The sequence below is a fragment of the Acinetobacter sp. AG3 genome (assembly GCF_022343575.1).
Taxonomy (GTDB): domain Bacteria; phylum Pseudomonadota; class Gammaproteobacteria; order Pseudomonadales; family Moraxellaceae; genus Acinetobacter; species Acinetobacter guillouiae.
Genome location: NZ_JAKQZD010000001.1, coordinates 3,358,745 through 3,373,916, shown reverse-complemented (window position 1 = coordinate 3,373,916; position 15,172 = coordinate 3,358,745). Strand labels below are relative to the sequence as shown.

The 15,172-nt window shown below is 37.1% G+C and carries 13 protein-coding genes; all 13 read left to right on the top strand.

Annotated elements, in window-relative coordinates; genetic code table 11:
- The first annotated feature begins 87 nt into the window (after positions 1–87).
- The 13 genes from L3V46_RS15585 (at position 88) to L3V46_RS15525 (ending at position 14,764) form a co-directional block, all read left to right on the top strand.
- Entirely contained in the window at positions 88–1,440 is a 1,353-nt protein-coding gene (locus L3V46_RS15585) for an MFS transporter (protein WP_239046202.1), read from the top strand.
- Positions 1,441–1,514: 74 nt separating this feature from the next.
- Positions 1,515–2,747, top strand: coding sequence for a DcaP family trimeric outer membrane transporter (locus tag L3V46_RS15580; protein WP_034615951.1), 1,233 nt, complete (start codon positions 1,515–1,517; stop codon positions 2,745–2,747).
- Positions 2,748–3,266: 519 nt separating this feature from the next.
- Positions 3,267–4,028 carry a hypothetical protein gene (locus L3V46_RS15575; RefSeq protein ID WP_239046201.1) on the top strand — a complete coding sequence of 254 codons (762 nt, stop codon included), beginning with the start codon at positions 3,267–3,269 and terminating at the stop codon, positions 4,026–4,028.
- Positions 4,029–4,363: 335 nt separating this feature from the next.
- Positions 4,364–4,966, top strand: a complete 603-nt coding sequence (locus tag L3V46_RS15570; protein WP_239046200.1) for a TetR/AcrR family transcriptional regulator — start codon at positions 4,364–4,366, stop codon at positions 4,964–4,966.
- Positions 4,967–4,975: 9 nt separating this feature from the next.
- On the top strand, positions 4,976–5,953 hold the full coding sequence (locus L3V46_RS15565; RefSeq protein ID WP_239046199.1) for a zinc-binding dehydrogenase: 978 nt from the start codon (positions 4,976–4,978) through the stop codon (positions 5,951–5,953).
- A 67-nt stretch (positions 5,954–6,020) separates the two neighbouring features.
- Positions 6,021–6,377 (top strand): DUF1304 domain-containing protein, encoded by a 357-nt coding sequence (locus tag L3V46_RS15560; protein WP_034615958.1) that lies wholly within the window; start codon positions 6,021–6,023, stop codon positions 6,375–6,377.
- 1,627 nt (positions 6,378–8,004) lie between these two features.
- A complete protein-coding gene (locus L3V46_RS15555; RefSeq protein ID WP_081407401.1) occupies positions 8,005–8,343 on the top strand; it encodes a hypothetical protein in 339 nt (112 codons plus the stop codon).
- 413 nt (positions 8,344–8,756) lie between these two features.
- On the top strand, positions 8,757–9,293 hold the full coding sequence (locus L3V46_RS15550) for a spore coat protein U domain-containing protein (RefSeq protein WP_239046198.1): 537 nt from the start codon (positions 8,757–8,759) through the stop codon (positions 9,291–9,293).
- Positions 9,294–9,353: 60 nt separating this feature from the next.
- Positions 9,354–9,908: a spore coat protein U domain-containing protein gene (locus L3V46_RS15545; protein WP_239046197.1), complete on the top strand. Its 555-nt coding sequence runs from the start codon at positions 9,354–9,356 to the stop codon at positions 9,906–9,908.
- Between the two features lie 11 nt (positions 9,909–9,919).
- Positions 9,920–10,426, top strand: coding sequence for a spore coat U domain-containing protein (locus L3V46_RS15540; protein ID WP_239046196.1), 507 nt, complete (start codon positions 9,920–9,922; stop codon positions 10,424–10,426).
- 19 nt (positions 10,427–10,445) lie between these two features.
- A complete protein-coding gene (locus L3V46_RS15535) occupies positions 10,446–11,249 on the top strand; it encodes a fimbria/pilus periplasmic chaperone (protein WP_275424564.1) in 804 nt (267 codons plus the stop codon).
- The gene (locus L3V46_RS15530) at positions 11,250–13,748 is read left to right on the top strand and encodes a fimbria/pilus outer membrane usher protein (protein WP_239046194.1); all 2,499 of its coding nucleotides are present in this window, start codon (positions 11,250–11,252) and stop codon (positions 13,746–13,748) included.
- Complete coding sequence (locus L3V46_RS15525) at positions 13,745–14,764, top strand: spore coat U domain-containing protein (RefSeq protein WP_239046193.1); 1,020 nt, start codon at positions 13,745–13,747, stop codon at positions 14,762–14,764. Before L3V46_RS15530 ends, L3V46_RS15525 begins: the two co-directional genes overlap by 4 nt.
- The last annotated feature ends 408 nt before the right edge of the window (positions 14,765–15,172 follow it).

Genomic DNA, 15,172 nt, shown 5'->3' with positions numbered 1-15,172 from the left:
AGTTTTGAGAGAGTTTTTGCTCTGATTTTAGATAGCACGTCTGGGAAGGTGGCATGCAATAACGATAAAAAATACAAGGAGAGATAGATGAATATCATCAATATAACGGACTTAATAGACCAAAGTAAGCTGACCAAGCATCAGATATGGGTGTTGCTGTTATGCGCTTTATGTATGGTTGTTGATGGCTTTGATGTACAAGCAATGGGCTATGTTGCCCCTGCAATTATCCAAGATTGGGGAATTGCAAAAGCAGATTTAGGTTCAGTTTTTGGTGCTGGGCTGATTGGGATGGCATTTGGTGCATTATTTCTTGCCCCTTTTGCCGATAAGTTCGGGCGTCGACCTGTATTAATTGGCGCTATGTTTGCCTTATCCGTATGTATGGCAGTCATCATGATGGCTGAGTCCGTTCAAGCATTGGTGAGTTACCGCTTTATAACGGGGATTTGTATGGGGGCGATCATTCCGAATTGTGTCACTTTAGCAGGAGAATATAGCCCAACTCGTTTCCGCGTCACCCTGATGATGATTATTTCTTCAGGTTTTATTCTTGGCGGTGTTTTGGGTGGCGTACTTGCTGCTGCCATTATTCCAATTTGGGGATGGCATTCGATCTTTTTAACAGGCGCAATTGCTCCATTGATCCTCGCCGTGGTTATGTTGTTTAAGTTGCCAGAATCATTGCCTTTTTTAACCCTGAAAAATCGTAAACCTGATGTGTTAAAAACTTGGGCGACTCGTTTGGGCTATGTTGAACCCGCTGGTACTGAGAGCAAATTTGTTGTGAGGGAATCGGCGAAAGAGGGTGCACCTATTGCCCAACTATTTAAGGACAATTTAGCACTTGGGACACTCATGCTATGGGTGGTCAATTTTATGAATTTATTAGCTGCTTACTTCTTGGCAAATTGGCTCCCTGTGTTGATGACTGAAGCGGGTCATGCGGGTTCAAAAGCAGTGTTGGCAGGGGCTGTATTTTGGATAGGAGGTCTACTGGGCAATTTGATTTTAGGTTGGTTTGTTGATCGTCGTGGTTTTGGTTGGACATTGAGTTTGACCTTTATCGGTGCTGCGATAGCCATTGCCATGATTGGGCAATCAGCGACAACACTGTCTATGGCATTTTTAGTGATAGGAGCAGCAGGTTTCTGTGTACTCGGAGCACAAACTGCATTGAATGCATTAGGTGCAGTGTTTTACCCAACTTCAGTCCGTTCAACAGGAATTGGTTGGGCATTGGGTGTTGGACGGCTAGGGTCAATTTTAGGTCCTGTATTGGGTGCCGAATTGATTCGTCTCAATTGGTCAACGCCAAATCTGTTTTTAACAGTGACCATACCTGTAATTTTGGCATTAATTGCAATCCTCGTTTTTTGGAAGTTTGGTAATTTACCCACCGCTGCCAGCCAAAGTGCAGCTACGCATAAAAAAATATAAATTTGAAATAATTTCAATGTCTTAAAGATGTTTAAGTTGAACAAATTTATGAATAAATCAAGAAGGGAATTCTTATGAAAACAATATATTTCTTCATTAAAAATCTGCTATGGGCAAGTAGCGCAATATTAATGTTATCGCCAGCGTATGCGACAACCAGTAATAGCAAGGAGGGACAAAATAGTGAAAAAAATCCTGCCAATATTGAGCCACAAGCGAATATTGATAAAGCAATATTACCAAGCAAAATCAATCTTTTAAAATCAGGAACTGAACTCAATTTATATGGTTTGATTCGTTTGGATGCAACCTATCAATCGGCTGGTTCAGATACAATGTTTAATAATATCAATGTTGTACCAATTGAAAATACACCACAAGCTCGTCAACAAGAAAATCGCTTTAAATCAACACCGAGTGTAACTCGGATTGGTTTAGATTTTAAAACACCAACCGAGATAGGCGCGGTGGGCGGTAAAATTGAAATGGATTTTGTCGGTGGTGCGAATCGGGATCAGTTTCGTATTCGCCATGCTTATTTAACTTTTGACAAATGGTTAATTGGGCAAGCATGGTCAACCTTTGTTTCTCCCATAGAATTTATGCCTGAAACAGTGGATGCACTGGGTTATGTGGGTGGAGCGTTATTACGAACACCATTGCTTCGTTATAGTGATCGTTTAGGTACTGAGACGACATATGCCGTCAGTATCGAGGATCAAAAATATATGGGACATACCGAGCCAGATGCTAAAATTCGTTTACCTGCGCTGGCTGCTCGTATAAACCATCAGTTTGCAGATAAAGCAGGGTTAATTTCAGCGAGAACTTTTGTTGCAGAGAAGAAAACCAATGCCGATGACAATATGGCTTGGGGGCTTGGCTTAGGTGTTCAATATCAGTTTACTGAGAAAAATATGTTGAAGGGTGACTATTACCATGTAAAAGGTGATGGACGTTATGTACTTTGGTCAAATAATGGTTATGCCATCGATGGCAATCAAAAAATGCATAGTAATGAATTTGATAGCATTACCTTTGGTCTAACGCATACCTTTACCCCACGACTGCGTTCTACGATTGGTTATGGTTATATGCTTGCAAAAGATAATAATGAGTTTGCACGTTTAAACTACGAAAATTCAACTCAGAATAAATCTTTATGGCAAGGATGGATAAACACAATGTACAAGCCCTATACACCCGTTACTTTAGGAGTTGAATATGTATATGGTGAACGCGAAACCTTTAATGGCAAAAAGGGTGAAGATAACCGTTTAAACATCATGGCAAGTTATAATTTTTAATCTAAATGTATGATTAGAATTAAATAGGTCATCTGCTCAGGAGCGCCTATTTAATTCATTTGGAGACTGATTGGCTCAAAACGTTCAATAGAAGCTGTTATCAAATGATCAGAAAATATAAAAATATTAGCTTTTTCTTAGACCAATTGCAGAGCAGTATTATTATTCTGGAATATTAAATAGTTGCTAGTATGGGGGTAACATAGGTAAAACTATGTTCACGGTCATATTTCAATAAGTATTTATTCTATATACAGTATTGGTGTCAGGAATTTTTAAATCAGTTGTGACACAAGATGAAGTACTCCATCCATGCATGATACGATTGGTTTTATTTTCTCTATTTCACCTAGTGCAAAAACTTTTCATTTTCTGCTAGCCTCTTGTTACTTTGTACAAGGTAACAAGGCTTTGCCTACACTAGCCAATTTACGAAGAGATGAATCTTGTTCTAACAAGGTCCATCATCTCATTTTGTTATTTATTTTTATAACTTTCTAATAAGACGGAAATGATTTCATGTTGCAATGGTTAAAAGAACACTTAAGTGCAATTTTTCTCTGTATTTTCACAATTATTTATATTGGAATAATTTTAGATTTTATGGATTTTCAAATTTTTAAAGAATTGCATCTAAATGAAAAAGGAGATTTTCTAGCAGGTGTGTTTTCTCCATTGGCATTTTTATGGTTAGTTTTTGGATATCTACAACAAGGACAAGAGTTGAAACAAAATACTCTAGCGCTTAATCATCAATATCAGGAGTTAGCTAATAATGTTGAACAGCAAAGGTTATTAGTGAGAGCTACTCAAGCAGAACTTGAATTGTCTAAAAACAAAGATACTCGCCAACAGAATTTAGAAACTATTAATGCACAACCTTTTTTCCATTTTGTTGATATGAAAATTACCCCTATACCAGTAAATCCAGATGGAACAAGTATGGGGATACTTGAATTCACTTGTTTTCTAAAAAATAGTCGTAGTACTTGTAGAGAGATTAGTATTATTAATGCAAATCAGAATAGAAGTGTAGTAATGTCAACACACTTTGATTTACTCTCAAATGCATTAAATTCAGAACAACACTTAAAGTTATATCTTCCGTTTGGATATGAATATGAGAATGATGATTCTTTTACAGTTGATTTTGAAATTCAATATCTTGATGCTTACGACATTAAGCAATTTCAGATTATTGAACTTTCATTAGACAGAGATTACACAACTGAGGAATTAATATTTAGATTAAGTACTAAACGAAAAAACCGATCTTTCTAATTCTAAAAATATCTCACATCACTAAACCATTCAAAATCATTTAATTCATTTTCATCTCAGCATGAGATGGAAATGACGTAAACTACAATATGTAGGCTCAATGATTGCTCCAGCTAAAATCTACCATTATTGCCAGTATCATGTGTACCTTTGCTAAGTTGGGTAACATAGCCACAATCCAAGTTTCTCCCACAATTATCTCAATACATTCTATTTTCTAGCTAATTATCCATCATTAAGTGATAAAAATTACTAAAAAGCCTAAACTAATTTTCTGAATTAAATTTTTTATAAATTTATAGACGACTGGTCTATTATTGATTTATAGTGTGTACATGAAACGATCAGATAAAAGTGAAGCGACTCGCCAACATATCTTAAATACCAGTTTTAAGCTGGTATTACATAAAGGTTTTGTTGGAGTCGGCTTACAGGAAATTTTAACGACTTGTGGTGTACCCAAAGGTTCGTTCTATTATTACTTTGCTTCCAAAGAAGCATTTGGTTGTGCACTCTTACAGCAATATCTTGCTGATTATAAAGTGAAAATAGATCAATTGATTCTGCAAGAAGAGCGGAGTGCTTATGCGCGCTTAGTTGCGCTTTGGCAAGCATGGATTGATGATCCATGTCATAACGATCGTGGCTGGGCTGAGAATTGTCTGATTGTAAAACTTGCCGCAGAGGTCTCTGACTTATCGGAAGATATGCGTCAGATTTTAAATTTTGGTGTAAGCAAGCTGACAGAACGCATTGCAAATTTACTCAGTGACGGGCAACAGGATGGCTCAATTCCACAACATATTGAGTCTGAGAAAATGGCACAAACCATGTATCAACTCTGGCTAGGCGCAGCTTTATTGGCGAAACTAGCACAGAACAAACAGCCACTTTATCTGGCTTTAGAAACCACACAGCAATTACTAAAACCTATATAGGAACAACAAATGAAAAGTATTATTCATCAAGTTTTTGGCGAACCTGTCGACGTATTAGCAGCAGCAGAAATGCCAAAGCCTGAACCTAAAGCAGGCGAAGTTCGTATTAAAATGATTTTATCTCCGATGCATAACCATGACATTTGGACGGTGAGAGGCAATTATGGTTACAAACCGTCACTTCCTGCGATTGGGGGGAGTGAAGGCGTTGGTGTGATTGATGCTGTTGGTGAAGGTGTCGATGCGGTATCTGTCGGGCAACGTGTTGCAGTTGCAGCAGTTCACGGCAGTTGGGCTGAATACTTTATTGCACCTGCGCATGGTGTTGTGCCTTTAATTGATGCAATAGATGATGAAACTGCTGCACAATTGATTGGTATGCCGATTAGTGCCCTGATGCTGTTAGATTTTATTGATTTAAAACAAGATCAGTGGCTTATCCAAAACACAGCCAATGGCGCTGTGGGTAAAACTGTTGCGATGATTGCAAACGCCCGTGGTCAAAAAGTCATTCATTTGGTTCGCCGTAGTGATGCGATTGCAGAAATGAATGGTTTAGGTATTCAAAATGTAGTGGCGACTGATCAAGCGGATTGGAAAGATCAAGTAAAAGCGATACATGCAGATCAACCTTTAATCGCTGGGGTAGATTCGATTGGCGGTAAAGCCAGTGGTGAAATGTTAGCTTTACTCAGTGAAAATAGTGTATTGGTTTCATTTGGTAGTATGACGGGTGAACTGATGCAAATTTCATCAGGTGATCTTATTTTTAAACAAGCGACAGTCAAAGGCTTCTGGGCAAGTGTGGTCAATAAACAATTGTCTGCGGAACGCAAAAAAGAGTTAATTGTAGAATTGGTGACTTTAGCTGCTCAGAAAAAATTAATATTGCCTGTTGAAGGGGTATTTAGTTTTGATCAAATTCAACAAGCCGCTACCAAAGCAACCCAAGGTGCACGCCAAGGCAAAGTGTTATTAAAACCATAAGTGTATTTGACATAGATCAGTTGTAAGACTGATCTATCAGTGTTTTTAAAAAATAAGGAAAAATACGATGATTGGACAAATTTTAATTGCCTTAATTGCACTGCTACATGTGTATATTTTAGTTTTAGAGATGTTCTTATGGGACAAACCATACGGTTTAAAAGCATTTGGTAATACGCCTGAAAAAGCACAGCTCACTAAAGTCATGGCACAAAATCAAGGCTTATATAATGGCTTTTTAGCCGCGGGCTTATTTTGGGCTTTATGTGCACCTGCAATCTATGCCTTACCACTAGCGAATTTCTTTCTGGGCTGTGTATTGGTTGCTGGGATTTATGGTGGCCTAACTGCAAGTAAGAAAATTATTTATATACAAGCGATTCCAGCAGCGTTGGCGTTACTTGTCGTAAATTTGAATTACTAAAGTAAGGGGCGAATCTCGCCCATTCTTTAAATTTGTTCAAAAATCAATTTCATAAGATTATCAGAGAGATCAATAAGCTCTCGCGCTTCATCTGAATCGTTCAGAAGATGATCTTGATTGATATCCCTGATGTTGATGAATTTCAATTGATGGTAATCAATATACTATCGTCAAGCTGTTAAAAAACTCAGACACACCAATATCATTTTGCTTAATTAATATTTTTAATCAAATCAATTATATAGAAAAATAAATTGTTTGATGATAAAAATGCTTGCAATACCATACCTTACATTCAAAGTTTTAAGTACCCTTGCGTAGACGATGCCAAACCTTGTGCTACTAAATCTGTAGCGGTGCCTCTCTTTGTACTATTACATCCTTGCGCTGCAAACAAAGCCGTGCTTTATTCTTGCTCATGTTGGGCGGAGGGTGCGTCCTAATGAGAACGTTTGGAAATCAAATTGATGGATAATTTACACTCAGCTTACAAATGACGGATTAACAATCTTCGTAAAATGATTTGATCTTTTATATCTCTGAGATTTCGTTTAAAAATATTCCAGACTCATCATTGGGTTTAAAAAGAATATGCGCTTAACTGATCCATTAAGTTTTTTAATTTCTTTAAATCAGATTTATTTTGCTTCTCAAATGGATATAATTCAAATGAAAATCAAGAATCATCAGTATAAAAATTTTGAAAATAAATTTAGATTTCATCTTTTTTAAAATAAAAACTTCTGTCCAACTTGTTATCTTAACTTCATATTTATGATCTGGTTATATTAATTTATCAATAATTTTAGTGAATTATTAAAATATTTTTATGTGATTTTTAAATGTAAAAAAAGTACGATTGTTCCATTCTTTAATCTTATATTTCATCGTTAAATGTTTAAGAGGGTGGTTTAAAACCTAATTTTATCAAATTTTTTATTAAAATAAAACTCTAGTTGATATTGATATTTAATCTTTAAAGATAAAATTAAGGCTTGCTTTGTGTTTTTTATTTATTCTATGTTGGTATTTGGTGTTTTAAATAATAGGATTAATCTGGTGAATATTTGTTTGATTTTTTTTATGATGTTTTTTGAAGAATTTTGTCTTGATTTTTTTGTTGTTAAATATGTTTGAAAATAATCATCACATAATAGTTATTATATTTTTTTATTATTAATATTAAATTTTTTCTTTTATATAGTGATTTATTTTTTTGGATATTGGTGTTTTGTTTTATATGATTAGGTTCTCAAAAAATATAAATTTAATCTATTGCTTTGTATTTTTATTTTGGTTTATCTGGAATATAGATAAATAAAGGTTTATTTTATTTAATTTACAATTGGTCTTATTTTTTTTCATAGAATAATATATTTTTATTTTGATGAAATAGGATAAATATTGACTCAAAATACCGACGATCAATAGATTGTTGGCAGTAAATAATTTCATAATAATTATACACTTGCTCTATGTTTGTTGTGTATTTAATTCAGTGAAATTAAATACTTAACTTTGAAATATTATAAGTTTGGTGATAAATAATACCCACGAATTTGAAATGGAAAATTTTTCATCAACCTATTGAGCGATAAACAACGCTACTCATAAATAGTGGGTGTGTATGATAAAGATCTATGAAATGATTTTTCATAAAGGAATGGGTGAAAACTCTCATTTTTTTTATGCAGTAAATAATCAGGCATCTCGTCAGCATTTTATTCGAATGCTGAGAAAAGAGATTGATTGTGAGCTGGGTGATTTTAAACAGAGTTGTATGAAAGATAATCGACATGACCTCACATGGCTTTATGAGGAAGTGAGCAGGGAAAGTCATTTTTACTTAGATATTATGGAAAATGATTTTATTTATAATGCTGTTGCTGCATTAGGTTTGCATATTTCGCTGAGAGTGGAAGAACAAAATGTATTGGAAGCACAAGAAGGAGATGATTTTTTATAGAATTATTTTTAAGTTGAATTATTGAAATTTAAATTGACGATTTTTATCTTTTTGTCAATTAAAAGTTTTCGATCAGCATTTTATAATGCCATATCGTCGCCCATTCTCCCCCTAAAAATTGAATGGGTTTTTTTTGCTCAGTATGTTTATAAATCTTGGTTTTGCAGCTAATTAGATATAAGCGTATATCTATAATAATCTTAATTATTTTAGTGTTTTTTATATGTTTAAATCTTTGGTGTAATTTAATTCATATTGATTTGAGAATTTATTTTAAAATATAAAAACTTATATTTAATCGATGGTGTTTTTTAGTGTATTTATTGAACGCATATTTATCACATGTAATTATGTAGATGCTTTCACACTTCTTGTGTAAAAGTTAATAAATAATACATATCATGGGATTTAATATGAATATTTTTACAAAACTAACCCTTACTATTTTACTGGGTACAGGGTATATCGCGACTACACAAGCAGCAGTGACGGGTCAGGTTGATGTAAAACTGAATGTTTCAACAGGGTGTACTGTTGAAGGTTCTACAGTGAATGGCAATATCAACAAATTTGGTGAATTGAATTTTGGTAAAACTTCTGGCACTTGGACCAATACCCTTACTGCACAAGTTGCTTCATCTGGTACGGGCAGCCATCTCAATGTGAAATGTGATGGTACAACAGATGTTAACTTTACTGTTGCCATTGATGGTGGTCAACGCGCTGATCGTAGTCTTAAACATACAACTGCTGCAGATGTAGTCAGCTATAACGTTTATCGTGATGCTGCTCGTACCAATCTTTATGCAATCAATACGCCTCAGACTTTCACTGCAGCGTCAGGTGTATCTCAAGAAGTTCCAATCTTCGGTGCTGTTGCTGCAAATAGCGGTACTGCAAAAGCACAGGGTGATTATACAGACACTTTATTGGTGACTGTTAATTTCTAATTGGTATACGTAACAGTGAACAGGTTTGTTGTTGAACAAACCTGTTTTAAGGAGGAACGTATGCATCTGTTGCTTAAACAATGCGTGGGATTGTTGGTTTGTGGTCTTATTTCGTCATTTACCAGTGCTGCACAGTTAGCAGCCAAATTAAATGTGCAGATTGAATTAGAACCCTCATGTGAAATTAATAATCAGTCTGTCAGTAATGGAACAAATGGTCTGAATTTTGGTCAGCTGGATTTTGGAGAAACCACAGCTGCATTTAATCAGGTGATAGAGACCAGTTTAAGTCAGGGTTCTACATCAGGTTTGACCATTCAATGTCCTGGCAATGCCCCAATAAAAGTTACTTTTGGTGCGGGGCAAAATGACAGCAAGGTTCCAGCACCTTTTGGTGCAAATTATTTTCGTGCAATCAGCAATGGCACAGATTTCCTTGCCTACAACATCTTATATGGAACTGCTCGCGAAGCACTCAAACCCAATCAATCGATCACCTTGACCAATAATGGTCAGCCGCAAACGCTTAATCTCATGGGGCAAACTGTTAATAATGGTCGGTCAGTCTCGCTTGGACAATATACCGACACTATTCCAATTACCATCGAATTTTAAAGAACGAAATCATGAAAAAAATAGGTTTAAGTGTTCTGCTGATGTTGGCTGTGCAGTGGGTATATGCTGAAACAGAGGCAACTTTTACAGTCCAAGCAACCATTGCCAATGGATGTGGGTTAAGCAGTGTTGAACAACAACTTGATTTTGGTCGTCATCCTGTTGTGGCGCAGGGAAAGTTGAGTGGATCAGTGATCAATACGACACAAAGTTGGAATATCCAATGTACTGCACGGCTACCAGTAAAGGTAATGTTGAATGGTGGTGATCACTTTTCAAATAACTTTCGACGGATGAAACATGCCCAGCAGAATGAGTTTGTGTCTTATCAGCTTTATCAAGACAGTAATTCTCAGCGTGAATATACCAGTGGAGACACTTATCCACTCACGGCAACAACTGCTTTGGACACCGTACTGGGTTTTGCAGTTTATGCTGTTGCAGACTTGAATAATAACAATCAACCACGATCAGCAGGCCTTTATAAAGATACGGTCGCAATAACGATTACATGGTGATTCTATGAGCTTAAATAAAATGAAAATATGGTCGGGCAGAACTTTCTCTGCGGCCGCGATATTGATGGTCACTTCACCGGTATTCGCACAGGCCACTTTTTTAATCTGGCCAATCTATCCCAAAATTGAAGAAAACGAAAAAGCCACTGCGGTATGGCTACAAAATACTGGTAACTCTGATGCCATGGTACAGATTCGGGTATTTAAATGGGATCAGAATAATCAGCAAGATGCTTATGCGGAACAAACCGAGGTTATTCCGAGTCCACCCGTGGCGAAGATCAAGGCAGGTGAAAAGCATATGTTGCGTTTAACTCGCTCGGCTGCTGTACTTGATGCCAAAGAACTTGCCTATCGAATTATTGTCGATGAATTACCGATTAAGCTCAATCCAGAAACGGATAAAGAAACATCGACGGTCAGCTTTCAGATGCGTTATTCCATTCCCTTGTTTAGCTATGGTAAAGGACTTGGCAGTGGTTTAACTGAAGTTTCACAAAAAACCAATGCTAAAAACCCTTTGGCTAAACCGATATTAAGCTGGTGGGTCAAGAAGAATGAACAGGGCAAACCTGAACTTTATATTAAAAATACCGGTTCAAAATTTTCACGGCTTGCTGGGATTAAATTAACCCCGACTTCAGAGCAAATGGCTTTTGGCAAAACTGCCTTTGGTTATGTGTTGGCAAACAGCACCATGAAGTTTGATCTGGACAACAAGCTACTCAACAGCCTAAGTGGTCAAAGCAGTTTGTATGGGGTTGACAGTTCAGGGGTGAAACAGGAGTTGCTTGAGATTAAGAAAGAAGGAGGGGGAGGATAAATGCGTTATCTATCAGGGTTAAATCCCCCTTCTTTTTTATGCAAAAGCCTGACATTGATATTGGTCGCAAATATCCCATTGCTAAGCTGCAATGTCTATGCAAATGGTTTGCCCCCGCCACCGCGAGATGTTTCAGAAGTAAATAGCTTATTTAAGCTTTATCTGGACTTGGTGATCAATCAATATTCGACACGACAGGTGATACCGGTCATTGCCAAAGGGGATCATTATTTTATCCAGCAATCAAAACTGGATGAGTTACAGATTAAGCTGCCTGCGGATGCACTTCAGCAACAGTCAGAAAAAAACCTGACTGATCTGGATGTATTTACTTTAGGCTTTTCGGGCAAGGCTTTGGATTGGGTCAGCCTCAATCAGATCCCCGAATTGAAGTATGAGTACAATTCAGCGCAACAGTATTTTAGTCTAGATCTTCCTGCGAGCTGGATGCCGGTGCAGATACGCGGCTTGGATTCTTGGTATCAACCTGAAACAGCGCAGTCGGGTATTGGTTTATTAAATAACTATGACTTTTATACCTACCGCCCAGAGAATGGTGGCTATAGCAGTACACTCTTTACAGAACAACGCTTTTTCTCCCCTTATGGCGTACTGAGAAACTCAGGAATTTATAGCAAAACTGATTTTGAGTCATCCAATCAGAACAGTGATGGTTATCGTCGCTATGATACCACTTGGCAATATGATGATCCGGTCAGTGTGATTTCATTTTTAGCAGGCGATGTGATTACAGGAAGTAAAAACGCTTGGGGAAGTTCAGTGCGTTTAGGTGGATTACAGTTACAACGTAATTTTGGTACCCGTCCAGATTTGATTACCTATCCTTTACCCCAGTTTAAAGGACAAGCGGCCTTACCGAGTACTGTAGATTTGTTGATTAATGGGCAGAAGGCCAATTCAACAGATGTGCAATCTGGTCCTTTTATTCTAAATAATGTTCCGTTTGTCAATGGTAAAGGCGAGGCGATGATTGTCACCACAGATAGTGTTGGCCGTCAGGTGGCAACCTCAGTGCCGTTTTATATTTCGAATACTTTGCTTAAACCGGGGTTATTGGATTATTCGGTGTCTATGGGACAGATCCGAGAAGACTATGGGATTAAGAACTTTGCATATGGTAAGTTTGCCAGTTCAGCAGATGCACGTTATGGGATTAATGATTGGCTCACGGCTGAAGGACGGGTTGAACTCTCCGATTCAATTCAGTTGGCTGGATTGGGTTCAGTGCTTAAGCTGAATCGGTTTGGGGTATTAAGTGGTTCGGTAACTCAAAGTCGGGCAGATCGTGAGTTTAACCGGATCAATAGTCAAAACCTTAAGGGAAATCAATATACTTTAGGCTATAGCTATAACCAGCAGCGTTTTGGATTTAGTCTCAATCATACTCAGCGCGATCAGGATTATTATGACCTTTCGCGCTTGAAATATAGCAATTTGATCTCAGCCAACAGTCATAAGAGTTTGGTTGCCAATACTTATTTTGCCACAGATAAGTCGGGTACTTTTGGGGTGGCATATATCCAGACCAAGAACCGCGACATTAAAAATAAACTAATGAACCTGTCGTGGGCACCGATACTCCCGTCTTATATGCGTGGTGCGACAGTGTCGTTAAGTGCCAATCGGGATTTTGTGGAAAAAGATTGGAGTGCAGCATTTCAGTTATCGGTTCCATTTTCCAAGAGCAGATCCACTGCCAGTCTAGGTTATAGCCAACAATCCAGTGGTGATTATGGTTATGTCAACTTTAACCTTAGCACACCGTTGGCAGGTGGTGTTGGTGTTGATTTAAGTCGACGTTTTAATGAAAACAGCGATGACTACAATCAAGCACGCGTGAGCTACCGTAACCAATATTTTAATACCGATGTCGGTATGTCGGGTAGCAATGACTACAACTATTGGTTTGGACTTTCCGGTTCGGTGGTGTTGATGTCAGGCAATGTTTTCGTTGCCAATCGTTTGGGCGAGTCGTTTGCTTTGATTGATACCAACAAAGTTGCAGATGTACCCGTACATTATGAAAACAGTTTGGTGGGGCGGAGTAACGCCAAGGGCTATGTTTTTGTACCATCGGTGACCCCATATTACGCGGCTAAATACAGTATTAACCCGATCGATTTACCTTCCAACTTTAATGCAACCCAAGTTGAAAATCGGATTGCGGCAAAACGTGGTTCAGGTGTGGTGATTGGCTTCCCAATCAAACAGTCTTATGCGGCAAATGTGTATTTGGTGCAAAGCAATGGGCAAGCGATTCCAGTGGGTGCGGTGGTACATCGTGCCGATCAAGAATCGAGTTATGTGGGGATGGATGGTATTGCTTATCTTGAAGATCTGAGTGCAGAAAATAGCATTCGGGTGCAACTATCAGATCAGCGCATATGTGAAGCAAACTTTTCGTTGAATTTAAAACAAGCGCAACAACAGATTGCTGTGATTAAGTCAGTTGTTTGTCGTGAGGTGACTCAACCATGATTACTTTAAAAAATTTAATACCGGCAGGTCTATTATTTTCTGGGTTGATATTGCTTACTGCTCAGAGTCAAGCGGTTTGTGTTATCACCTCAAGTGGTAATGTGACGATGGGTACGATTTCGTCTATGACATTGGCGGAGAATGGTACGCAATCTAATCAGTTTAGTGCGGGTTTAAGATGTGAAGGGTTTAGTTTGGCTGCTTTAAATAATACTTATCTGAAGTATCGGGTCGATCAAATGCCGGTAAGCTATAAAAATGCTGGGACTGGTGAAGTTCTTACAGTGGATTATCTGGATACCAATAATAAAGCAATAAGTCTTGGTAAAGAAATTGATATGAGTAGTTTTTCACTTCTTAATTTCTTTACAGGACCTAATGGTGCATTACCATTTTATGCCAAAATTAATGCAGGACAAAATGTCTCTCCTGGGAGATACACAGCGGACCAATCCTTTAAAGTCAAATGGTATTATTCTGTACCTGCATTTGCAATTGTAGGGCTGGGCACCTTTTTTGAAAGTCCGGGTTTTAACCGTGGTGGTCTAATTACTGCTTTCAATTGGGGCACTGGGAGTGATGCAACATTAAACTTATATATTGACGTTTCAGCAGATTGTCGTATTTCTACCAATGCTGTTAATTTTGGAACATCGCCTTTTGCAGATGTTTTTACACCAGTTCAAACTTCTCTAGGCGTACGTTGCTCAGTATATACACCTTATCATGTCGGTTTAAATAATGGTCTCTATCCACAAAATGGAAATCAACGTGCAATGAAGGCGAGCAATAGCAATAATTTTCTACGCTATGAGATTTATAAAAATGCAACGACGGAACGTTGGGGCAGTAGTGTCAATGAGCGCTGGTCAAGTCTCGAGGCGACAACGAACCCGGGTCAACATAATACCAACCAGCAGGGTTTTTCCTTTACTGCAAAAGTTTTGGACGCGAATTCACCAAGTCTGCCGGCTGGTAATTATTCAGACACAATAACGGTAAATGTTGAGTTTTAACGATATAAAGCCATGATAATCATTTTTATCATGGCTTTATTAAATGGTAATTTTACTGTTTATTTTTTATTGATATTAAATAAAAACTCTCTTTAATTATGTTTTTTTATAAAAATATGCGAACCGTTTGCTTCATTTAAACCATTTATTAAAATTCATTATTATACATATACAAGTGTATTTTATTTTTTATTATGCATTTTTTATGTGAAATATCTCAAGATTAAAATAATTTAGAGGTGCTATTTAAAACACAGCTATTGGCATAATATTTGTTTTTTTTTGTGTTTTGATCATTCTTTTATTGTCTTAATTTGTGTTTTAATTTTTAATTAAAATGTGGATTTTAATAATTATTTATTATAAGGGTGGATGATTATTTCTCTATGTTTTAAATCATTTATATGT